Source organism: Aliisedimentitalea scapharcae, from assembly GCF_045277565.1.
In the GTDB taxonomy this organism is placed as follows: domain Bacteria; phylum Pseudomonadota; class Alphaproteobacteria; order Rhodobacterales; family Rhodobacteraceae; genus Aliisedimentitalea; species Aliisedimentitalea scapharcae.
The window spans coordinates 120,661-142,276 of sequence record NZ_CP123585.1 but is presented as its reverse complement, the minus strand read 5'-3'; the positions used below and the strand labels follow the sequence as shown (position 1 = coordinate 142,276).

The following is a 21,616-nucleotide window of genomic DNA, read 5'->3' as shown; positions in this document are numbered from 1 at the left end:
CGGTCAGCTGCCGGGATGCGGGTGTTAAGTCAAATGTGCCGGTGAGACGGCCAAAGCGGCGGTGTGCCATTGCTGATCTCCTGAAAAATGGTGCCTGATTGTGGGAACATTTCCCGACAGGCCCCGGCCCAGGTTTCTTCCATCATCATCATGAATCGCTTGTTCATCCCGGGCCTCCCAGTGTTCAGGTTTCAGGGTTTCGTGTTGCGCGTCTCAGGCACCATCCAGCGCGGCCACCAGCTTGCGCCGCTCGACCACGGCCTCGTCCAGCCAGTCGGTGCGCATTTCAGGAACCGAGTTCAGCAGCAATTGCGTGTATTCGTGACAGGGTGGGGTCAGGACCTCGTTCACCGGGCCCTGTGCCACGATGCGCCCATGCCGCATCACCGCAATGCGTTCGGATATCTTGGACACCGTCGCAATGTCGTGAGTGATGAACATGTAGCTCAGGCCCAATTCATCCTGTAGATCCTCCAGCAGATCCAGAATCTGCTGCGCCACGATCGTATCCAACGCCGACGTAATCTCGTCGCAGATGATCAATCGGGGTTCCGCCGCAAGCGCGCGAGCCAAATTGACCCGCTGGCGTTGACCGCCCGACAGCTCTGGCGGGAACCGCCAGGCGAATTCGGTCGGCAGGTCGACCCGTTCCAACAACCGGGCCACTTCCTTTGTCGCTTCTGACTGGGACAGCCCGCGATAGAACATCATCGGGCGGCTCAGGATCTTGTTCAGCCGCTGGCGCGGATTCAACGCCACATCCGCCATTTGAAACGCAAACTGGATTTGCCGCAGTTCATCGCGTGAGCGTTTGGAAACACTCTGTGCCAATTGCTGGCCATCCAGAAAAACACCGCCGGATTTGGCATTCATGAGACCCGACATCAAACGACCCAAAGTGGTTTTGCCAGATCCGGATTCACCGATCACCCCAACAGTTTCACCGGCCTGAATGGTTAGGTCGATGTCACGCAGGGCGATGATCTCCTGTTCAGTCCCATATCCGGCAGTCACATTGCGCACCTGCATCAGGGGGGGCTGCTCTTCGGTTCCAATTGATGGCGAATGGATTTCGTCAGGCATCACATGCGCCGCGGCCATCAGTGCCTTGGTATAATCATGTTGCGGATTGGAAATGATCTGTTCCGTCGCGCCATATTCAACCATCTGGCCGTTTTTCAGAACCAGGATATGGTCCGCAACCTGGGCCACCAGCGACAGATCGTGGGTCACATAGATCGCAGCCGTATTGTTGTCTTTGATCAACTTCTTAAAGGAAAACAGCACCTCGATCTGGGTCGTTACATCCAACGCGGTGGTGGGTTCGTCCAGGATCAGCAAACGCGGGTCGCTGATCATCGCCATCGCCGCCATCAGACGTTGCAACTGTCCGCCGGAAACCTGGTGCGGGTAGCGTTTGCCGATAGTCTCCGGGTCAGGGAGTTCCAGATCATTGTACAGCCGGGCGGCCTTGGCCAACGCCTGTTCTCGGCTCATCGCGCCAGTGATGACAGGGATCTCCGTCACCTGTGCGTCAATTGTCATCGCCCCGTTGAACGACGCCGCCGCAGATTGCGCCACATAGGTGATTTCCTTGCCGCGCAATTCCTGAAGTTCCGGCAGGGATTGCCCCAGAACATTGGTCTCGCCCAGATCCACTGTGCCACCAGTGATATGGCAGCCCGGGCGGGTATACCCCATGCAGCCCAATGAAATCGTGGTCTTCCCCGATCCGGATTCGCCAATCAACGCGATAACTTCGCCAGGTTGCACGTCGAATGAAATGTCATCGACGATCTTGAACTCATGGCCCTTCTTGTCGCGCACCGAAACTTCGAGATTGCGCACCTTGAGCAGAGGATTTTCTGTCAGGTCGATGTGGGATGTATCACGCATATCAGATCTCGTCAGGCAGCTTTGCGCTCGACCGTTGCAACAGCCAATCGACAAAGACATTCATGGAAATGGCAATCAACGCGATGCCGATGGCGGGGTAGAGCGTGGTGTATTCGCCATACAGAATTGCCTGCATGTTCTCTTTTACCATCACACCCAGGTCCGACTGCGGTGGTTGCACCCCCAAACCCAGGAACGACAGGGCCGAGATGAAGAGGATCGCATAGGTGAACCGGATGCCGAATTCAGCAGCCAGCGGCGTCAGCGCATTTGGCAGAACCTCGTGCCAGACGATCCAGCCCTTGCCTTCACCCCGGACCACGGCCGCTTCGACATAATCCATCACCATGATGTTCACGGCCAATGCTCGGGCGACACGAAACACCCGGGTCATGTCGATAAAGGCGATGGTAAAGACCAGAACCACGAAAGACGATCCAAGCGAGTTGATCACAATCAATGCCAACATTAGCGCCGGAAAGGACAACATCGCATCGTTGATACGGCTCATCCAATTGTCGACACGCCCGCCAAACGCGGCAGCCAGAAACCCCAGGCCAACTCCGGCAAAAAAGGACAGGAAGGTGATGATAAGCGCCAGGAACAACGTGACGCGTACACCATAAATCAGCCGTGACAGCACATCCCGACCCAGATAGTCGCTGCCCAGCCACAGTTCGGCGTTCGGCGGAAGGAAGCTATCGTTTGTCAGGATAGCGCCTTCGTCATATGGGGCGAGCCAAGGAGCAAAGGCCCCGATAAAAAAGACAGACACGAGGATCAGGATGCACAGGCTGACACCCGGCGTCAGATCAAAAATCGCCTCGCGCAGCTCACCTTGCCATGTGCGGGTTTCGGGGTTCATTTCTTGTACCTCACGCGCGGGTTCGCCATGATCGACAGGATGTCGGCGGTCATGTTCAGCAGGACATAAAAGGTGCAAAAGATCATTGCACAGGTCTGGACAATCGGTACGTCGCGGTTCGTCACCGCTTCGACCATGTAACGTCCCAGACCCGGGAAGTTGAACAAGGTTTCGATCACGACAACGCCGCTGATCAGATAGGCTAGGTTCAATGCAACAACATTGATGATCGGACCCAGCGCATTGGGCAGCGCGTGTCGCAACAGCAATCGGCGGCGCGGCACACCCTTGAGGATCGCCATTTCGATTGCCGGGCTGGACAGAACGCTGAGCACCGCAGAGCGCGTCATACGCACCATATGGGCAAGAATGGTAAAGGTCAGGCCCATCACCGGGAGGATCAAAATGCGGATCCAATCGACCAGATCATAACTCGGCCGGATCGACGCAATCGCCGGAAGCCAGCGCAGCTTGATCGCAAAGATAGTGACGAGCACCACCGCGACCAGAAAATCAGGGAAGGAGATCAACGCCAAAGATGTCGAGGTGATGATCCGGTCCAACAGCCCCCCCGGTTTTACGGCGGCTGCCAGGCCCAGCAACACCGACAACGGCACCGCGATCAACGCCGTACAAACAGCTAGAATGATCGTGTTGCTGGCGCGACGGCTGATTTCGGTTCCGATATCTGCCCCATTCGCCAACGACGTTCCGAAATCACCCGTCAGGAAATTCGTCAGCCAAACGATATAACGTATGTGCAGTGGTTCGTTCAGACCCAACCGTTCACGAACTTGAGCGATCAGTTCCGGTGTTGCACCTTGCCCAAGGATTGCGTTCGCAACATCCCCCGGCAAAATTTCTGTCCCCAGGAAAACCAGAACCGACACGAACAACAATGTGCCCACGCCCAGTACCAACCGCTTTCCCAGGATTTCCAGCAAACTCATCCAATTCCCCCTTCGTGCTGGGCCTGTCTGGCCGGAGAACAGAGCTAACTGTGATCACAGATTGATTTCAATGCAAGAGATTACTTTGCCATACATCAAAAAAAATTCGACAGCCCGTTTGATGTCACCCAAGCCGTCGGTATAGATCAACGCCCCACTGGGCATCTGTTTCCATGAGGCGACGTGCCTCGGCAGCATCCTTTTTCCGAAGCGCCTCGATGATGTCCGGGTGCTCGCCCAACCAATGGTCTGGATTGACCAAATTGACGATACCATGCGCCAACCAGGGGCCGGTGCGCACATACATCGCTTCGATCATCGACTGCAGCGCCGTGTTGCCCGTCACCCCATAGATCCGGCTGTGAAAACGAAAGTTGGCCAACAGGAACATGCTCGGGTCGCGCTTCTCCCACGCCTTTTCCATGTCCCGCGCCAGTTTTTCGAGCATCTTGATATCCGATTCGCGCATGTTTTCAGTCGCGACTTCGGCCGCTGCGCCTTCGAGTACAGACCGTACGAAAAACAGGTTCGCCGCCTCATCCGGGGTCAGATCCGGCACACGGTAGGCCTTTTTCGCGGCTCCGATCAGCGCATCTTCGGACGCGAGTTGGCGCAGCGCCTCGCGCACAGGCATTGCCGACACGTCGTATTCTTCGGCCAGGGTCCGAATCGACAGAGATTCCGCGGGCCGCAATTCACCAACGATCAGCTTCAACCGCAAGTCGGAATAGATTCGGGCGCTCAGGTTCTCAGGTGCGCTATTTTCCGACGTCACGGCTTTGTCCATGGGCTGCTTCTCACTGTTGTTTAGCTGATTCCTAGCCCGAGAATCAGATTTAATCCAGCGTCGCGCATTTTCTGGGCATTCGTGAAACTGTGATCAAAGATGCTTGCTTTTGGCATCATTCTGTGATCACAGTTTGAAAATAGCGAATAATAAGGGGTTGCAAAAGACCCCGTTCAAGCCAATGGCGGCACCAGCCGGGACCGTCCAACAGCGGAGAAGCGCGAATGTCAGACGACAAGTTCAACAACTACCTTTTCAAACAATATGTGGCCAACAAGATCTCGCGCCGCAAGTTCATGGGAACCTTGGCCGCAGCGGGGGTTACTGCAGGCGTTATCAATGGGTTGACTGCGCAGCGCGCCCAGGCTGCAACACCGAAAAAGGGTGGACGTCTGGTCGTTGGCATCGAATCTGCCCAAGCCCAGGACAGCCTGGACCCAACCAAATATTTCAGCACCTCGAATATCCAGATGGGTTATGCGGTGCATGACAATCTGGTGAACCGGGACGCGAATCTGCAACCCCAACCCTGGCTGGCAACATCATGGGAATCCAACGCTGATGCATCGTCGTGGGTCTTTGATCTACGACAGGGCGTAACTTTCCATGACGGTTCGGACTTTGCTGCCGAAGACGTCATCTATTCGATGAAGCGCCACTATCGCGAAGGGTCCGAAGCACCTTCAAAATCCTTCATGAGCCAGATCAAGGATATCGTGAAGCTGGGCGAACATCAGGTCCGCTTTGACCTGGTCGCACCAAACGCCGACTTTCCCATGATCCTGTCGGACACCCGCGTGCAGGTGACCAAACGCGATCTCGAAGATTTCACCGGCACACCTCCGGGAACCGGCCCGTTCAAGGTGGTCGAATTCACTCCCGGCAGCCGCTATGTCATGGCGCGCAATGAAAACTATTGGGGTGATGACGGGCCCTATGTGGACGAGCTGGAATTTGTTGGCATCGCCGACAACACCGCCCGCATCAACGCGCTGATCGCCGGCGACATCAACGTCCTGTTGCAGCTGGATCAAAAGGCGACCCGCCTGATCGACAACAGCGGCATCGGCTATGTGATCGACGCCCCGTCAGGTGCCTTCATCAACCTGGCGATGATGTTGGACCGCGAACCCACCAACAATGCCGATTTCCGTCAGGCAATGAAATACGCCGTCGACCGCGAAGGCATCCGCGACAATATCCTCAAAGGGTTGGGCAGCATCGGCAACGACCACCCGATCGCGCCGATCGACCCCTATTACAACTCCAATATCCCACAGCGGCAGTACGACCCGGACAAGGCCCGCTTCCACATCAAGAAGGCAGGCCTGGAAAACACGCCCATCGACATCTACGGCTCCGACGTGGCGGGCACTGGTGCGCTGGCGTCAGCCCAGCACCTGCAGCAAAGCGCCAAGGCGGGCGGCATCAACCTGAATGTGATCAACCCGCCCTCGGACAGTTTCTGGTCGGCGGTCTGGATCCAAAAGCCCATGGTCACCTCGGGCTGGGATCCGCGCCCGGTGCCGGATCTGATCTTTTCCATCGCGTTTTCCAACACCTCTAGCTGGAACGAAACCCTGTGGAGCAACGACCGGTTCGAAAAGCTTTTGGTCGAGGCCCGTTCGGTCACCGACTTTGCCAAGCGCAAAGAGATGTACGACGAAATGCAAATGATGCTGCATGACGATGGTGGCCATATCACCTTGGGCTTCCGCAACTTTGTCGACGCGGCGCGTAACGAAGTGCAGGGCATTACTCCCCATGGTTCGGGACCGTTGGGTTTCTATCAGATGCAGCGTACTGCCTGGATCGACGAATAACCTGATCTCCCCTACCTCTGACTTGGGCCAGCGTTTTGCGCGCTGGCCCTTTTTCCCACTGAACCCCAATACATGAGGTGCCGAAATGGCCATCCGATCCCGTGGTCGCAGGCGGGTTGCTGGCTCTGTTGTCTCTCAACGCAGACCCCGGCAATCCTATCTGGAAACTATCACCAACGATCAGGCCGAGATGATTTTTGAAGGGGTGCTGAGTGTTCTCAGCAACGTCGGCATGCTGGTCGAAGACTCCGAAGCCCGGGCAATGCTGGTGGCCGCAGGTGCCCGTGCGCAGGACGAGCGGATTTTTTATCCTCCGGACTTGGTTCGCCGAGCATTGGAAACCGTACCGGCGCGCATTGCCTTCTTTTCGCAGAACGGCGATCAGGCCTTTGCCACCGACGACGCGGTGCCGCGATTTGGAACGGCCGTTAACTGCGTGCAGGTTCTGGATCCGCGCAGTGGCGATTACCGCCCTTGTGTTCTATCCGACATCTCGGACCATGGACGTCTGCAACAGGCCCTGCCCCATATAGATATAGCGGCCGCGCTGGGATATCCCAGTGATGTGGACGCAGCCACCGAAGCGCTTGCCAGCGCCCGGGCCTTGATGGAAACCACATCCAAACCGATCTTTTTTACCGGACATGACGAACACGGCGTGCGCGCAATCTGGGAGGATATGGCAGCGCGCGCCGGCGGCATGGGTAACCTCGCCGACAGGCCATTTGGCTTGGATTTGGTGGGTCCCGTGTCGCCCCTAAAGCTAGGTGGGGAAACCTGCCAGCGGCTGATGATGGCTGCCCGCCTGCACCTGCCGGTCGTCTGTTATCCGGCGATCTTTCCCGGAATGGCGTGTCCCTTGACCTTGGCGGGGGCAATCACTCAGGCGACGGCAGAATCCGTCGCCGGGATCGTGATCAGCCAGCTTGCCGCCCCGGGTGCCCCCGTCATGTCGGGGTCATCCGTCATGCCCATGGACATGCGCCGTGCCGATATGGCCATTGGGTCTCCAGAATACACACTGGCGGGATTAGGGGCCGCGGATGTGTTCCGCCACCTCGGGATCCCCAGCTGGGTTGGATCAGGTTGCACTGACGCGCATGACATCAGCCCCCAGGCCTTTGCCGAGGCCAGCGCGAGCCTGCATGGCACCTGCGTCGCGGGTACCGCGCTGACCCATAATCTGGGTGTGCTGTCGAGCGGACGCACCGGCTCGATGGAAATGCTCGTGGCATGTGATGAGATGGCCGCCATGGCGACCAAGTTCGGTGCCGGGATCGAAGTGACCCCCGAGACCATTGCCACAGATGTGATTGCCCGCGCCTCGGCTGACAATTCCTTTTTGACTGACCCACACACATTGGAACGCTATGAAACTGAAATGTGGATCCCCGGCTTGATGCGACGGGAAGGTATTGAAAACTGGCAAGACGCCGGGCGGCCGGTTCTGCGGGCCCAGCTGCGCGAGAAGACACTCGATCTCTTGGAGAGCCTCTGACATGGCCGATTATACTCTGTTCTGTGCCCCTGACACCTACGCCATGGGGGCCCATGCTGTCCTCGAAGAAGTCCAGGCCGACTATGCGGTACACTGGGTCCACCTGTTCGAGAATGACCCAGATCCGGCGTTTCTGGCGGCCAGCCCCCACTGCCGCACCCCTGCTTTGGCAGGCCCTGATGGTACAGTGTTTGAAACCGGGGCGGTCTGTCTGTATCTGGCCGAACGCCACCCCGAAGCAGGTTTGGTCATCCCGGTGGGCGACCAACGCCGTGGTGCTTTTCTGCAATGGTTTCACTATCTGGCCACGACCCTGCAACCGGACGTGATCATCCAGTATCATCCAGAGTTCTACCACGCAGACCCGACACTGCAGGCTCAGCTTAGGGACAGCTCGATGCAGCGGCTTCGTGGGGTGTTTGAAACGTTAAACACTGCGCTTGCGGATGGGCCCTACTTCTTTGGCGATCACCCGACGGTGCCAGATTTCGTGCTGGGGATGCAGACGCTTTGGGACGTGATTTTCCCGGAAGGTGACATCACCGCCTATCCCAATATCGCCCGTCACCGCGACGCTATCTGTGCCCGCCCCTCGGTTCAGCGGATGCAGGATCAGCACCGGGCCGAAACAGCCCGGCGCAAACGCTAGGGTCGGTCGGCCCCCGCCCATATCGAGCGGGGGCAATTGAGGCATCTACCGTGCAAAGATCTGAGGGAACTTCTGGCTCACGTAGGGGGCACCAGGCGACAGAAGATCATCCTCCAACCATTCCGCCACTCCCTGATCGGGATCATATCGGGCCTGATCCAACCCGAACCGCACTGCATATCCACGCCGCCGTCGGATCGATGTCCGATTGCCCATGGCCGAATGCACAATGAACCCGTCAAACGCCAACAGGTCCCCTGGTTCCAGATCCCACTGTACAACCCGATGCTGATCCCGTTCGGCTTCGAAATCGGGCATGTCTACATATTGCGGATCGTCCTTTTTGACGTAGTCCACGAACCCGCCCAGCTGATCGGTCGTAAATGGGCGGTATTTCTGGCCCCAGGCATGGCTGCCCGGAATAAATTCCAGCGCACCATTGTTGGCATCCACCGCGTCCAACGCGATCCAAGTCGTGATGATTGGCCCCGCAACCGGCCAATAGGGTTGATCGGTATGCCATCCGGTCTGGGTCTTGGTCCCGGGTTCCTTGACGAACATCTGGTCAAAGATCAACGAGGTCCAGTCCGACCCGCCGATATCCGCCACCAATCGCCCGACCCCGGATTTTAGGCAAAAGTCCTGAAAGATGCCGGGGTTGGTGCGCATATTGCGATAGGCGAAATACCGTTCCCCCCGTTTCAACTCTTGCTCGACTGCCGCTCGCAGTTGATCCAGCCAGAACGGTGTCAGCGCCCCGCGCACCACAACCACGCCTTCGCGTTTGTATTCTTCGGCAAGATGGCCGGTTTCTGTTTTGATGATATCCATGTGTCTCTCCTGTCAGGACGCATGCGCCCCGATCGTGAATCATGCCCTCTCGCAAGAGGTGTTTCGGAATCACGTCAGAGAGCTGGTGAACTGCGGCAATCAATTACGAAGGACGGCCAGGGCGACCGACAGGTCATGCGCGCAAACAACCCCGACATGAACCCGGCCCGCTTCACCGCCCGGTCCCTTTGGCAGGTACATGTTCCAACCCGACGGTGCCACCCAATTGCGTTCCCAGCCCGTTGATCATGCGCGCCCAATAGGCGAATGCCGCCACCAGTTGAATCAGATAAGAGATACCTTTGTCACAGAACCCAACCTGCCGCAGAGCTTTGACATCGTCCTCGGTCATCTGATCCGGGTGCAAAGACAGCTTGCGCGTATAGGTCAGTGCCGCCTGTGTCGATGCATCGCCTAATCCCTCCAATTGGCCATCTCTCAGGGATTGCAGGATCGCCTCTCCCCGTGCCGGATCCCCCAGGTACATGATGAAGTTGGCACCATGGTTCGCAGCGGCATAGTCACTGCCACACAAGATCGCGACATAGGTGCTGACCAGTTCGGCCAACCAACAGGGCAACGGGTTGTCCGGATTGTGCAGCAGCGCCAAATAATGCGCATCGGCTGGCTGGATGGCCCCGGGCGTCTGTGACATGGCGAGATACAGGTTTTCGACTTGACCATCCTTGCCCTTGACCGCGTCATAAGCTTTGGACAGATCGCCGCTGGCATGATCCTGAGGGATGACCTGCACCCATGCAATCTGTTTGTCGCCCACCTGATCAGACCCCGATTTCGTGCAACACCGAAGAATTCAGCAGCTTCTGCTGGTCCTGGTCCATCATGGCCTGAATTTCCGGTCGGTCCAGAAAAACAAATCGCCCCCTGTCCCACACCACTTGATCATCGAATGCAATCGTCAGGTCCATCAGATGAAAGGCGGCATCTCCGGGATCAATCCCGGCTGCATGCATATGCGTGTAGCGCGGCGAACCATAGGTCACCGTGCCCCATTTTTCCAGATCTGCATAGGGATCGCCGACATAATACGTGCCTGGGTTGATCCCCGTGTGCCACGAATTGATGAGATAAGGATCACCACCGGTCAATGCCGCTGCGCGTTCCAGCTGCGACTTTAGCCGGGCCACCAGGTCGGCAGGCCCCTGAAAGTCAATCATGCGCGAATCTTCGACCCTGGTCAGGATCGGTTCGTTCAGCACCAGGGTGCTGTCGTCATAGGCCCGTGTCGAAGACGACGTGACAAAGTGCTTGATCGCAAGGGTCCCCTGCATCCGATGACAGATAACTGGCGGAAAGATCATCACCGGAAACAGCTCTAGTGCAAAATCGGCCACGGCGTCCTCGCGCCCCACTTTGATCTCGCTGATCAGATCCGTGCCGCAATCGCCACTGATGCGGTAACTGCGCGCACTCAGGATCAGATCCAGAAGCGCATCGTGCACCCTTTTCATCACCGCAAAATCCGCACTGGCAAAGGGGGCCGAAAGATACCCCAGGTCCAACGTATAGGTCATCACGGCCTTAGCCTTGTCGCCCGACAGATTGAACCGCACCTGATCGCCTAGTCGGGAAAAGAAAATGGTCCTGTCTGCCCGCTCCATCGCCTCGCGCACATTGGCAGGAAACGCGCTCGCATCTGTAACGGGAGCTGCCATAACCACCTCTGGTGTCATGCCCAGATCGGTGGCGACCTTGGCAACGGCGTCGCACAGGGCTGGATCGAAATACAGATCAGGACCTTCTTCGCCGACCAGCAAAACCCGGTCCCCGGCTTGTGCGCCCGCACAGGCCAGCAACAGGTTACGTGCCCCAGGTACCAATTGTTCCAAAGCGATCTCGGCCATTTCGTCCCCTTTGGCAAAAGTCTTGTTATGGACTCAGCTATGACTCTTCTGTGATCACAGATCAATAAAAATCTGCAGCTTGCCAAATAGAATTTCCCGCGCTAACTGTGATCACAGATTCAGCGCGAAACGGATCCGAGCATGAGCTATTCAGGACTGTCCCTCTTGGGACATGCAATCACGGGAAACAGGCATTGGCCAGCGATCATCGCTGCGCCGGACATGCGCGCAACCTATGACATCGTGATTGTCGGAGGCGGCGGTCATGGGCTGGCGACCGCCTATTATCTGGCGGACAACCACGGGCTAAGCAATATTGCCGTAGTTGAAGCCGGATGGATCGGCGGGGGCAATACCGCCCGCAACACCACAATCGTGCGGTCGGATTACCTCCTGAATTCCAGCTTCGAGCTCAAGAATTTCGCTCTTGGACTGTGGGCCGACCTGAGCCGTGATCTGAATTTCAACCTGATGTATGAACCCCGCGGCTATGTGGATCTCGCCCATTCGGACGGCGAACTGGAGCATTTTACCTTGCGGGCAAACGCCATGCGGTTGGGCGGGGCGGACGCCTCGATCCTGACGGGTGACGCCTTACAAGCACGTGTACCGGAATTGGATCTGTCCAACGGCAAGCGGTTCCCGGTCAGCGGCGCTCTGGTGCAGGAAGCCGGCGGGGTGGTGCGCCATGATGCAGTGGCCTGGGGATTTGCCCGCAAGGCATCAAAGGCAGGCATTCACATCTTACAAAATTGTCCGGTAACCGGCTTTGACATCGTGAAGGGTCGTTTGAACGCAGTAGAAACAACACGGGGCCGCATTAGCTGCAAGCAGGCAATGATCAGCGTCGCGGGTGCCAGCAGCCATGTTGCGGGCCTCGCCGGGGTCGATCTGCCACTGAATTCGATCAATGTGCAGGCCTTTGTGACCGAACCGGTAAAACCCGCTCTGGATGCAGTGGTGAACTACAATGCGGGCCTGTCCTATGTCAGCCAGACAGACAAGGGTGAATTTGTTCTGGGAGGAGCGACTGACGGCTATGGCTCCTTTGCCCGGCGCGGCAGCTTTGAGCGCATCGAAGACGTGCTGGCCCGAGCGATGCAAATGTTTCCCTTTCTGTCGCGACTGCGGGTGATGCGGCACTGGTCGGGAACCGCCGACATTCCGATGGACGGCAACGCCATAATGGGCCCCACCCCCATCCAGGGTCTGATGATCAATGGCGGCTGGGGTTACGCCGGGTTCAAGGCAACTCCGGCAGTCGGCCACCAGATGGCCGAGTTGCTGGCCACCGGGAAAACACCCGCCCTGATCGCGCCATTTGCGTTGGACCGGTTCACCAGCGGCACCGAACAAGATGATGCGGGTCTCGGCCCATATCCCTGGCTGCACTAAGGAGAGGTGCGATGTTATTGATCCCTTGCCCCAACTGCGGCCCCCGCGACGAAGGTGAATTTTCCTATGGTGGCCCGGCCCGCGCGTTGCCTGCATTGGAGGCTGACGTAAACACTGGTCACAACGCGCTCTATCATGGGGTCAACCCGCGAGGCCCGTTGCGCGAGCTATGGTACCATACATCCGGTTGTGAATGCTGGATCACCCTGACCCGTGACACCGCCACCCATGATTTTGTGACAGGGGACATATGATGCGCCTGTCCACCGGCGGTCTGATTGACCGCGAAACTACACTGACTTTCACGTTCGATGGTCACAAGATGATTGGCCATGCCGGCGATACGCTGGCTTCGGCGCTGCTGGCCAATGGGCGTCATCTGGTGGCTCGGTCGATCAAATACCACCGCCCGCGCGGCATCGTGTCGGCCGGGCTCGAAGAACCATCGGCGCTGGTCACCGTCACGGATGAAACCGGCAGCACGCCCAACCTCAAAGTCACCGAAGTTCTTCTGAGGGATGGATTGCAGGTCAGCAGCCAGAACGCCCATCCCTCCCTGGAGAACGACCGCGCAGCGGTATTGGGGCTGGGCGGCAAGATGCTGAGCGCAGGGTTTTACTACAAGACCTTCAAATGGCCCCAGGCTGCCTGGTCAAAGACTTATGCCCCGATCATCCGCCGCGCAGCCGGGCATGGTCAGGTTGATCCGACGGCCGATCCGGCCCTCTATGACAAACGCCATCGCCATTGCGACCTGCTGGTCATTGGCAGCGGCCCGGCCGGTCTGTCGGCGGCTCTCACAGCGGCCCAGGCCGGAGCCACGATCATAATTGTGGAACAGGACCACGAATTGGGTGGGGCTCTTTTGGACAGCGACACCCAGATACAAGGCATATCAGCCCGGACCTGGGTCCAGGACGCGCGCGACGCGTTGGCCGCGCTGTCAAATGTAACCGTGATGCCGCATACGCTGGCCTTTGGCCACTATGATCATGGATATGTGCAGGCGGTCGAGACTCAGCCCCCCGGCAGCGTCACCCGCGCCATCCTGTGGAAGATCCGCGCCAAACGCATCCTCCTGGCTGCCGGTGCGATTGAACGCCCTGTGGTTTTTCCCGGCAACGACCGCCCTGGGGTGATGCTGGCAGGCGCAGTGCGCAGCTATATCCGTCGCTTTGCTGTTGTTCCGGGCAAACGCGCTATAGTCGCGGTTGCCGATCCGGCGGAACGCGCAGATACAATTGCCGCGTTGCTTGCAGCCGATATCCAGGTCGTCGCTGCTCTGGAACCTGGAGCCCGTTTGCTGGGCACCTCCGGCAAGCGGCATCTGAGCGGCCTTGTCTGGCGCGACGAGGCTGGAAAACGCCATCGAACCTACTGTGATCTGATCGCCATGTCCGCGGGCTGGATGCCCACCGCCCATCTCCTTGCTCATATGGGCCCACGGCTCAGTTTCGATGCAGACGCTCAAAGCCTGCTGCCCCCCGCCAGGGATGGCATCCTGCAACCTGTTGGCGGTGCCCGCGGCGTTCTGGGCCTGGACGAATGTCTGACCGACGGCAAGGCCGGCGCACATCAGGCCATGGCCGAACTTGAGAAGCACAAACATCTCGACCTGCCACGCCCAACCCCGACACCTGCCCCCACACAAGCGTTCGAATCCGGGCCGGGAAAGGCGTTTGTCGATCTGCAAAATGATGTGACCCGCGCCGATGTGGCGCTGGCACAGCGCGAAGGGTACAGCGATGTGGAGCTGACCAAGCGTTATACAACGCTTGGCATGGGCACTGATCAGGGCAAGACCAGCTGGACCAATGGGATCCTGGAAATCGCCAAATTGTCCGGCAACGACCCTGCCGAAATCGGCCACACGACCTATCGCCCCCCATTTTCACCCGTTTCCATTGGCGCGTTGGTCGGGACCGAAGTCGGGACCGAAATGACCCCGACCCGCCGCACCCCATTTCACACTGGGTTTGAACGAATGGGGTGCGTGTTCCAGACCTCGGGAGATTGGCTTTATTCGCGCTATTTTCCCGTTGCAGGTGAAACCATGGCCCAGGCCATCACGCGGGAATGTAACGCCGTACGGAGCAGCCTGGGATGTATCGACATGTCCACCCTGGGCAAGATCGACGTTCAGGGACCGGACGCATTGGAGTTTCTGTCCCGGCTGTATTGCAATGCCTTTGCCAAGCTACAACCAGGGCGGCTGCGGTATGCGCTGATGCTGCGCGAGGATGGGTATCTGTTTGACGACGGCACCATCGCACGTTTGAGCGAAAACCATTTTCTGGTCACCGCCACAACCGCCAATTCGGGATCGGTCTGGCGGCATATGCAGCGATGCGCACAGGTGGAGTGGCCCGAGTTGGATGTGACGCTGACCTCGGTCAGTGATCACTGGGCGTCGCTGGCCATTGCAGGCCCGCATGCCCGCGACCTTCTCAGCGCGCTCATGCCCGATTTTGACGCATCGGGCGACGCCTTTCCGTTTGCCGCAGTGCGCGAAGGGCTTCTGGATGACCTACCAGTCAGGGTGTTTTCGGTCAGCTTTTCGGGCGAGTTGAGTTACGAGATCAACACTCCAGCAGGGTTTGCCGACATCTTGCTTGATCGTGTGATGGCCGCAGGCAGCCAATGGAACATCACCCCATACGGGTTGGAAACACTGGACGTGCTGCGGATTGAAAAGGGCCACCTTTCGGTCGGAACAGAAATTGACGGGCGGCGCACACCGGCTGATCTGGGTCTGGGCGGCATGGTCTCTCAAAAGAAGGGCTTTGTCGGGCGCGGGCTGTTACAGCGCCCGGCCTTGCAAGCAGAAGGGCGCGAACAGCTGGTCGGGTTGATCCCCGAAGATGGCACCACACAGATTCCTTATGCCGCGCATCTCAGCGATACGGAACTGGATGCGAATGGACTGGCGCAGACCTGCGGTCACCTGACAGCTGCTGTCCTCAGTCCAACCTTGGGGCACCCCATTGCCCTGGCGCTTCTGACCAACGGACGTGCCCGTATGGGTGACACCCTTTGGGCTCATTCCCCCATCGCCGGGCAATCGGTCCGCGTGCGTGTCACACCCGCTTGCGCCTATGACCCAAAAGGAGAGCGTCTGCATGTCTGAAACCCTGCTTCCGCGCCCCGCCACCGATGCCGCCGGGTTCCTGCCAGGGCCACTGGGGCTGCGGCTGGACGAAGAATTCCTGCCACTGATGTCGCTGTCCGGCTCGACTGCCACGCTGGACATGGCGTTGCCCTTTGGCCAAGTTCGCTCGGACAGCACGGGCCTGTGCCTTCGGCTCTGGCCCGATGTAATCTGGGCCAGCGGTCTGCTCCCCGAGGGAGATTTTCGCCAAACCGATATTTCCCACGGCGTAACGCATCTGCGTTTACGCGGAGTAGAGGCGTTGCATTTCGTCGCCCAGTATACCCGCGCCGATTTGCACAGCGCCCCCATTCGTCAGGCGCGCGCCGTGCGCACCCGGCTGAACCATTTTGATTGTACGATCTGGTGGACCAACACCCGCGATGTCCACATCGTAACAGATCGGTCCCTGGCACAATCTCTGACCGATCACCTGAGGGCACTGTCGCTGCGACACCCCCCCGCCGATCCATCCAAAACCCCGCGCCCGGTGGCACCGGACGCTCCAGACAGAAGAGGCTGAACATGTATCTCCGCAATACCTGGTACGTCGCTGCATGGGACAGCGAAGTCACACGAGAGCCCAAACAGATCAAGATTTTGGGCGAAAAGATCGTCACGTACCGCACCCAAGCCGGTGACCCGGTCGCCCTGTTGGACGCCTGCCCCCATCGCAAATTGCCCCTGTCAAAGGGCCGGATCAAAGGTGATCAGATCGAATGCGGCTATCACGGGCTGACATTTGATTGTTCGGGCTCCTGCGTGCGGGTGCCGGGTCAGGACCGTATTCCCGGCGCGGCAAATGTACATTCCTATCCTGTCGTCAGCCGCTATGGGCTGGTCTGGATCTGGATGGGCGATCCGGCGTTGGCCGATCCAGACAAGATCTTTGTGGTCGAACATTTCGACGACCCCAACTATGGGATCAACAAGGGAGACGCGATTCCGTTTCCCTGCAATTACCTGTATATCACCGACAACCTGCTGGATCCTTCGCACGTCGCCTGGGTGCATCAAAGTTCGTTCGGGAATGCGGCCTGCGAAGAAGAGCCCCTGACCGTCACCGGCACGGACACCGGCGTGATCGTGTCGCGTTGGATGTATGACGTCGAGGTTGCACCCTTTTACAAGAAACTGGTTCCGTTTGAGGGCAATTGCGACCGCGAACAACACTATGAAGTCCGCTATCCTTCGCTGGCGTACATCAAGGCGATCTTCACCCCAAAGGGCACCGGAGGCGACGCGAAAAATCTTCCCGATGGGCAATATTTCCAGATGGACAGCTATAACTTCATGACACCCGTCGACGAACGTACCACACGGTATTTCTGGTTTCAGGTCCGGAATGTGAAGCCAGACGACGAAGAAATCTCTCAATACATGAGCGACTCGGTGATGTTCGCGTTCAACGAAGACCGCGACATTCTGATCGAAGTGCAAAAGGGCATGGAGGAAAAAACCACCCGCAATATCGACATTGCCATTGACGCGGGCCCGCTGTTGTATCGTCGCCGGTTGCAAAAGCTGATTGATGCGGAACAACAGGTGCGTGCGGCGGCTGAATAGTCCCCGATCCCCGATGCCCCACCAGCGTAACATGTTGGTGGGGAAACCGGCCCTATTTTAAGTAGGAAGTCATTTCGCAAATAGGCCATGGGTGATACGGTCGACACGTCAGTTGTTGTTTAGGTCATAGCCCATGCGTTCCAGAGAGTCCGAGAACTTACTCAATCGTTCTGCATCTGGACCCTCCGGACGCAATCCGGTGGTTCCAGTGATTGCAGAAACAGATGTTGTTCTGGTCAACCTGGGGCGCGATCCGGAGACAACCCGCCTGGACCAGGATATCACCCCCTGGGGCGTCGACGATTTCGAATTCGTGCCGCTGTCGGATCTGGAACCGATCCCGGTTGATGACCAGAACACGCGTGACGACACAACAACACCCTTTTCGGGCGATATGGCGGCTGACCGCGGCAATGGTCGCGATGACACAGGGCCCGCTTCCGATGACACACCGCCTGAAGACATTGATGCAGACCCGGCACCGACTCCTGTTGCGCTACCGGAAACCCCGCCAGCCCCAACAAACAACGGCCGCCCAACCGGGGAAACCCCTGGTACGCCACGGGTAACCCCGCCCAGCATTGCGCCGGGCGATGACAACGCCGAATACGGCCGCGATCCCGGAGCCACCCCTGATGTTCCCCCGGTCACCGGCCCAGTTGCCGACTATGTCAGCGGCGGTCCGGCTGCGTCCTCGTATAACGTCGCAATCGAATTCATCGGCACCTGGACCACCAGCTTGCAGGCCGCATTCACCGAAGCGGCCGATTATCTCAGCACGATCATTCTAGCCGACATTCCGGACGCTGTTGTCGATGGGGTTGTGGTTGATGATATCACCATCACGGCCACACTCGAAGGGATCGACGGCATCGGCGGCACCTTGGGAAGTGCAGGACCTCGCATGATCCGCAATGATGGCACCTATTTGTCCGCAACAGGGGCCATGACCTTTGACAGCGCAGATGCGCAGGACCAATTTGATCTTGGCAATTGGGAAACCATTGTACTGCACGAAATGATGCACGCCTTGGGGTTTGGTACGTTGTGGTCTCTGATGGGGCTGACCAGCGGTTCAGTTGCTGGTGGCGACATGCGGTTTACCGGTGCCAATGCCACCGACGTCTATCAAACCGAATTCTCGGATATTGCAAGTGCAGATTCAGGATCTCTGTTGGGTGTGCCGGTGGAAACAGATGGCGGGCCTGGCACCGCCGGCGGACATTGGGACGAAACGGAATTTGATACGGAAATCATGACTGGCTATGTGGACACCAACAGTTTTGTGTCCCTCATGACCATCGCAGCTCTCGAAGATATGGGCTATGATACGGTGTTTGATAATCCCTATAGCGCGACTGATCTGAACGGGCCGACCCCAGGTGATCCGCTTTTGGATCTATTTGTCTGAACGGCCTGGTTTCGCTTTCATATTACTAAACATGACAACTACATTTGCGGAACCTGTACCCTTGAGGTTCAGTAGAGTCCGCTTCATGAGCCCTGCCCGTTCAAACTGCATATTATATAATTAATTCAATGCTCCACGGGACCATGGGCGACGCTGGATACGCCTGCATGAGCCCTCCAAAATCCAATTACTTTAAGCTCTAAATTTTTAGGGTTGAATTTTAATTCCATTCAGTGCGGAATAGTCTCCAAGACCCTTTGCGAATTGTAAGATCAGAATTCCGATCTTACGGTAGGGGCGCAAAAACGATCCCAAGGGGAGGACAGGGACATGAATTTCAAAACTCTGGCGGCGGTTGCCGCAGTTGTCGCATTCGGCGCAAATGCCCAAGCCGAAGGGCTGAAGGTTGGCATGATCACCACGTTGTCCGGCGGCGGCGCTGGTCTGGGCATCGATGTGCGTGACGGGTTCATGCTGGCGATGAAACAATCGGGCCGCGATGACATCGAAGTCGTGATCGAAGACGACCAGCGCAAACCCGACGTGGCGGTTCAGCTGTCTGACAAGATGATTCAGTCCGAAAAGGTCGATGTCCTGACCGGCATCATCTGGTCCAACCTGGCGATGGCCGTAGTGCCTTCCGCCACCGCACAGGGCAAATTCTATCTGTCACCAAACGCAGGTCCCTCGGCGCTGGCCGGGAAGCGCTGCCACAAAAACTACTTCAACGTCGCCTGGCAGAATGACAACTTGCACGAAGGGGCCGGGGCCTATGCCCAGAGCGAAGGTTATAAGAACACCTTTATTCTCGCGCCGAATTACCCCGCCGGCAAGGACGCGCTGACAGGATACAAACGGACTTATGGTGGCGAACTGGCCGGTGAGGTCTATACCAAGCTGGGACAAAAGGATTACGCCGCCGAGATCGCCCAAATCCGCGCCAGCGGCGCAGACAGCGTCTTCTTCTTCCTACCCGGCGGCATGGGGATCGCATTCCTCAAGCAGTATGCTGACAGTGGCGTGGACCTGCCCGTTGTCGGCCCTGCCTTCAGCTTTGATCAGGGTATCTTGCAGGCTGTTGGGTCTGCCGCTCTGGGGGTGAAAAACACCAGCCAGTGGAACAAGGACATCGACAACGCGGCAAACACAGCTTTTGTCGAAAGCTTCCAGGCCGAATACGGCCGCTTGCCTTCCCTGTATGCAAGCCAGGGTTTCGACACGGCCAACCTGTTGATCAGCGCCGCGGCCAAGGCTGATGTAAACGATCAGGATGCTTTCCGAGCAGCTTTGAAAGCAGCGGAATTCGACAGTGTCCGGGGTGATTTCGCCTTTGGGTCGAACCACCATCCAATCCAAAATATCTATGTGCGTGAGGTGATTCAGGAAGGTGACGTGTTCACCAATAAAATCATCGGCACTGCGCTGAGCAACCATGCCGACGTCTACGCCGCCGATTGCAAGATGTAAGCATAGGCAAAGGATCAGGAGATCAACATGGTAAAAGAGCCTTCGGCCCTGGAAGCCAAATTGAAGCTCCTGGCTACCTTCGTCGCCTTTTTGGGTATCGCCTGGGGGGCGACGGAGTTTCTGATCAGCAAACGTCTTGAGGCCAAGCGACCATTTCTCGACTATCAGCTGGAAATGTATCGCGACGCTGTTTCCACAGTTTCCGTTCTTGCGACCGCCGGTCGTGACACGCCTGAATGGAAAACAGCCGAACGCCGGTTCTTCGAATTGTATTGGGGTGAACTGGTGTTGGTCGAAAATTCGCGAGTCGAAGCAGAAATGGCGGCTTTCAAGACCGCGCTTGAAGATGGCTCGCCCTATCTCAGGACACGGTCCTATTGCCTATCGCATGAACTCAGGCGCTCTCTGGATAAATCCTGGTCCGTCAAACTGTGGCGATTTGACAAAGACGTTGATTGTTCTCCACCGCCTTTTGACACGTCCAAAGGTTGACCCCCGCGATCACAAGAGCGCGGGCGTGATCAAAACAAACAAAGTAGAAATCCTGTGACATTCGTTCTTTTCTTCGAACAGCTTTTGAACGGGCTGCAATTTGGCGTCATGCTGTTTCTGACCGCGGCAGGGCTGACTCTGATCTTTGGCGTGATGGGGCTGATCAATCTGGCGCATGGCTCGCTCTATATGATCGGTGCTTTTGCAGCCTCGGCCGTGGCTGCGGCCACCGGATCCTTTGTGCTGGCTCTGGCGGCCAGTCTGATGGCGGCCGCGCTGGCCGGTGCGATCGTCGAATTCACCATCATCCGCCGATTATATGACCGGGATCATCTGGATCAGGTGCTGGCCACATTCGCGTTGATTCTGATCTTTTCCGAAGGCACGCGGTGGATCTTTGGGTCATTCCCGCTGTTTCTGGATGTCCCCCCTGCCCTTTCGGGCCCGGTCAGCCTGCCCGGTGGGATCGAATATCCGCTGTATCGTTTAACCATCATCGCCATTGGTCTGACTGTTGCCGTCGGACTGTTCGCCCTGATCCGCCGGACCCGTATCGGTATCCGTATTCGCGCCGGTGAAAGCGATCGTGAAATGATTGCCGCATTGGGCGTGGATATCTCCCGGCTGTATACATTGGTGTTTGCCTTGGGGGCCGCGTTGGCCGGATTTGCCGGGGCATTGGTGGGCGCGATCCAGTCGGTGCAGGTCGGAATGGGAGAACCTGTGCTGATCCTGGCATTTGTTGTGATCGTGATTGGCGGTATCGGCTCGATCAAAGGTGCGCTGGTTGGGTCTATTCTCGTCGGCCTGACCGACACTGTTGGCCGCGTGCTGCTGCCTGGTGTGTTCGGCCTGTTCATGGACCCAGCGGCCGCCAATTCGGTCGGCTCTTCGCTGGCGTCGATGTCAATCTATGTGTTGATGGCAGGCATCCTGCTGTTCCGCCCAACTGGACTGTATGGAAAGGCCTGAG

General features: G+C 57.8%; 20 protein-coding genes. 12 read left to right on the top strand and 8 right to left on the bottom strand.

The features are described from left to right. Nucleotides 1-29 precede the first annotated feature (29 nt). From QEZ52_RS21340 to QEZ52_RS21320, 5 genes are all read right to left on the bottom strand, one after another. A complete protein-coding gene (locus tag QEZ52_RS21340) occupies nucleotides 30-167 on the bottom strand; it encodes a hypothetical protein (RefSeq protein WP_406651198.1) in 138 nt (45 codons plus the stop codon). 46 nt (nucleotides 168-213) lie between these two features. Further along, complete coding sequence (locus QEZ52_RS21335) at nucleotides 214-1,896, bottom strand: ABC transporter ATP-binding protein (RefSeq protein ID WP_343211817.1); 1,683 nt, start codon at nucleotides 1,894-1,896, stop codon at nucleotides 214-216. Between the two features lies 1 nt (nucleotide 1,897). Further along, entirely contained in the window at nucleotides 1,898-2,761 is an 864-nt protein-coding gene (locus QEZ52_RS21330) for an ABC transporter permease (protein ID WP_343211816.1), read from the bottom strand. Beyond that, nucleotides 2,758-3,711 carry an ABC transporter permease gene (locus QEZ52_RS21325; RefSeq protein WP_343211815.1) on the bottom strand — a complete coding sequence of 318 codons (954 nt, stop codon included), beginning with the start codon at nucleotides 3,709-3,711 and terminating at the stop codon, nucleotides 2,758-2,760. The genes QEZ52_RS21330 and QEZ52_RS21325 overlap by 4 nt, the downstream gene beginning before the upstream one ends. A 124-nt stretch (nucleotides 3,712-3,835) precedes the next feature. Further along, nucleotides 3,836-4,498, bottom strand: a complete 663-nt coding sequence (locus QEZ52_RS21320; RefSeq protein ID WP_343211814.1) for a GntR family transcriptional regulator — start codon at nucleotides 4,496-4,498, stop codon at nucleotides 3,836-3,838. A gap of 224 nt (nucleotides 4,499-4,722) precedes the next feature. Here QEZ52_RS21320 and QEZ52_RS21315 point away from each other — a divergent pair, with 224 nt between their 5' ends. From QEZ52_RS21315 to QEZ52_RS21305, 3 genes are all read left to right on the top strand, one after another. Next, nucleotides 4,723-6,321, top strand: a complete 1,599-nt coding sequence (locus tag QEZ52_RS21315; RefSeq protein ID WP_343211813.1) for an ABC transporter substrate-binding protein — start codon at nucleotides 4,723-4,725, stop codon at nucleotides 6,319-6,321. A gap of 85 nt (nucleotides 6,322-6,406) precedes the next feature. Further along, on the top strand, nucleotides 6,407-7,819 hold the full coding sequence (locus QEZ52_RS21310) for a trimethylamine methyltransferase family protein (RefSeq protein WP_343211812.1): 1,413 nt from the start codon (nucleotides 6,407-6,409) through the stop codon (nucleotides 7,817-7,819). 1 nt (nucleotide 7,820) lies between these two features. Beyond that, entirely contained in the window at nucleotides 7,821-8,468 is a 648-nt protein-coding gene (locus QEZ52_RS21305; protein WP_343211811.1) for a glutathione S-transferase family protein, read from the top strand. Between the two features lie 45 nt (nucleotides 8,469-8,513). On the opposite strand, the gene QEZ52_RS21300 is transcribed toward QEZ52_RS21305, so the two are convergent. The 3 genes from QEZ52_RS21300 to QEZ52_RS21290 all read right to left on the bottom strand — a co-directional run bounded on the left by QEZ52_RS21300 (nucleotide 8,514) and on the right by QEZ52_RS21290 (nucleotide 11,164). Further along, nucleotides 8,514-9,299, bottom strand: coding sequence for a phytanoyl-CoA dioxygenase family protein (locus tag QEZ52_RS21300; protein ID WP_343211810.1), 786 nt, complete (start codon nucleotides 9,297-9,299; stop codon nucleotides 8,514-8,516). Between the two features lie 172 nt (nucleotides 9,300-9,471). Further along, nucleotides 9,472-10,077 carry a peroxidase-related enzyme gene (locus QEZ52_RS21295; protein ID WP_343211809.1) on the bottom strand — a complete coding sequence of 202 codons (606 nt, stop codon included), beginning with the start codon at nucleotides 10,075-10,077 and terminating at the stop codon, nucleotides 9,472-9,474. A gap of 4 nt (nucleotides 10,078-10,081) precedes the next feature. After that, nucleotides 10,082-11,164, bottom strand: coding sequence for a hypothetical protein (locus QEZ52_RS21290; RefSeq protein ID WP_343211808.1), 1,083 nt, complete (start codon nucleotides 11,162-11,164; stop codon nucleotides 10,082-10,084). A 141-nt stretch (nucleotides 11,165-11,305) separates the two neighbouring features. On the opposite strand from QEZ52_RS21290, the gene QEZ52_RS21285 reads away from it, so the two are divergent. The 9 genes from QEZ52_RS21285 to QEZ52_RS21245 all read left to right on the top strand — a co-directional run bounded on the left by QEZ52_RS21285 (nucleotide 11,306) and on the right by QEZ52_RS21245 (nucleotide 21,615). Further along, entirely contained in the window at nucleotides 11,306-12,559 is a 1,254-nt protein-coding gene (locus tag QEZ52_RS21285; RefSeq protein ID WP_343211807.1) for an FAD-dependent oxidoreductase, read from the top strand. Nucleotides 12,560-12,570: 11 nt separating this feature from the next. Further along, on the top strand, nucleotides 12,571-12,813 hold the full coding sequence (locus QEZ52_RS21280; protein WP_343211806.1) for a sarcosine oxidase subunit delta: 243 nt from the start codon (nucleotides 12,571-12,573) through the stop codon (nucleotides 12,811-12,813). After that, nucleotides 12,810-15,686: a 2Fe-2S iron-sulfur cluster-binding protein gene (locus QEZ52_RS21275; RefSeq protein ID WP_343212021.1), complete on the top strand. Its 2,877-nt coding sequence runs from the start codon at nucleotides 12,810-12,812 to the stop codon at nucleotides 15,684-15,686. The genes QEZ52_RS21280 and QEZ52_RS21275 overlap by 4 nt, the downstream gene beginning before the upstream one ends. Further along, the gene (locus tag QEZ52_RS21270) at nucleotides 15,679-16,230 is read left to right on the top strand and encodes a hypothetical protein (protein ID WP_343212020.1); all 552 of its coding nucleotides are present in this window, start codon (nucleotides 15,679-15,681) and stop codon (nucleotides 16,228-16,230) included. Before QEZ52_RS21275 ends, QEZ52_RS21270 begins: the two co-directional genes overlap by 8 nt. A 2-nt stretch (nucleotides 16,231-16,232) precedes the next feature. Continuing rightward, nucleotides 16,233-17,273, top strand: a complete 1,041-nt coding sequence (locus QEZ52_RS21265) for an aromatic ring-hydroxylating dioxygenase subunit alpha (protein ID WP_343212019.1) — start codon at nucleotides 16,233-16,235, stop codon at nucleotides 17,271-17,273. Between the two features lie 208 nt (nucleotides 17,274-17,481). Continuing rightward, entirely contained in the window at nucleotides 17,482-18,684 is a 1,203-nt protein-coding gene (locus QEZ52_RS21260) for a leishmanolysin-related zinc metalloendopeptidase (RefSeq protein ID WP_406651306.1), read from the top strand. A gap of 330 nt (nucleotides 18,685-19,014) precedes the next feature. Then, nucleotides 19,015-20,151 carry an ABC transporter substrate-binding protein gene (locus QEZ52_RS21255; protein WP_343212017.1) on the top strand — a complete coding sequence of 379 codons (1,137 nt, stop codon included), beginning with the start codon at nucleotides 19,015-19,017 and terminating at the stop codon, nucleotides 20,149-20,151. Between the two features lie 27 nt (nucleotides 20,152-20,178). Then, nucleotides 20,179-20,643 carry a hypothetical protein gene (locus QEZ52_RS21250; protein ID WP_343212016.1) on the top strand — a complete coding sequence of 155 codons (465 nt, stop codon included), beginning with the start codon at nucleotides 20,179-20,181 and terminating at the stop codon, nucleotides 20,641-20,643. A 54-nt stretch (nucleotides 20,644-20,697) separates the two neighbouring features. Next, a complete protein-coding gene (locus QEZ52_RS21245) occupies nucleotides 20,698-21,615 on the top strand; it encodes a branched-chain amino acid ABC transporter permease (protein ID WP_343212015.1) in 918 nt (305 codons plus the stop codon). Nucleotide 21,616 lies beyond the last annotated feature (1 nt).

What these genes read in the sequence shown, in the direction of transcription:
- QEZ52_RS21340 (WP_406651198.1), bottom strand. Translation starts at nt 167, where the DNA reads ATGAACAAGCGATTCATGATGATGATGGAAGAAACCTGGGCCGGGGCC.
- QEZ52_RS21335 (WP_343211817.1), bottom strand. Translation starts at nt 1,896, where the DNA reads ATGCGTGATACATCCCACATCGACCTGACAGAAAATCCTCTGCTCAAG.
- QEZ52_RS21330 (WP_343211816.1), bottom strand. Translation starts at nt 2,761, where the DNA reads ATGAACCCCGAAACCCGCACATGGCAAGGTGAGCTGCGCGAGGCGATT.
- QEZ52_RS21325 (WP_343211815.1), bottom strand. Translation starts at nt 3,711, where the DNA reads ATGAGTTTGCTGGAAATCCTGGGAAAGCGGTTGGTACTGGGCGTGGGC.
- QEZ52_RS21320 (WP_343211814.1), bottom strand. Translation starts at nt 4,498, where the DNA reads ATGGACAAAGCCGTGACGTCGGAAAATAGCGCACCTGAGAACCTGAGC.
- QEZ52_RS21315 (WP_343211813.1), top strand. Translation starts at nt 4,723, where the DNA reads ATGTCAGACGACAAGTTCAACAACTACCTTTTCAAACAATATGTGGCC.
- QEZ52_RS21310 (WP_343211812.1), top strand. Translation starts at nt 6,407, where the DNA reads ATGGCCATCCGATCCCGTGGTCGCAGGCGGGTTGCTGGCTCTGTTGTC.
- QEZ52_RS21305 (WP_343211811.1), top strand. Translation starts at nt 7,821, where the DNA reads ATGGCCGATTATACTCTGTTCTGTGCCCCTGACACCTACGCCATGGGG.
- QEZ52_RS21300 (WP_343211810.1), bottom strand. Translation starts at nt 9,299, where the DNA reads ATGGATATCATCAAAACAGAAACCGGCCATCTTGCCGAAGAATACAAA.
- QEZ52_RS21290 (WP_343211808.1), bottom strand. Translation starts at nt 11,164, where the DNA reads ATGGCCGAGATCGCTTTGGAACAATTGGTACCTGGGGCACGTAACCTG.
- QEZ52_RS21285 (WP_343211807.1), top strand. Translation starts at nt 11,306, where the DNA reads ATGAGCTATTCAGGACTGTCCCTCTTGGGACATGCAATCACGGGAAAC.
- QEZ52_RS21280 (WP_343211806.1), top strand. Translation starts at nt 12,571, where the DNA reads ATGTTATTGATCCCTTGCCCCAACTGCGGCCCCCGCGACGAAGGTGAA.
- QEZ52_RS21275 (WP_343212021.1), top strand. Translation starts at nt 12,810, where the DNA reads ATGATGCGCCTGTCCACCGGCGGTCTGATTGACCGCGAAACTACACTG.
- QEZ52_RS21270 (WP_343212020.1), top strand. Translation starts at nt 15,679, where the DNA reads ATGTCTGAAACCCTGCTTCCGCGCCCCGCCACCGATGCCGCCGGGTTC.
- QEZ52_RS21265 (WP_343212019.1), top strand. Translation starts at nt 16,233, where the DNA reads ATGTATCTCCGCAATACCTGGTACGTCGCTGCATGGGACAGCGAAGTC.
- QEZ52_RS21255 (WP_343212017.1), top strand. Translation starts at nt 19,015, where the DNA reads ATGAATTTCAAAACTCTGGCGGCGGTTGCCGCAGTTGTCGCATTCGGC.
- QEZ52_RS21250 (WP_343212016.1), top strand. Translation starts at nt 20,179, where the DNA reads ATGGTAAAAGAGCCTTCGGCCCTGGAAGCCAAATTGAAGCTCCTGGCT.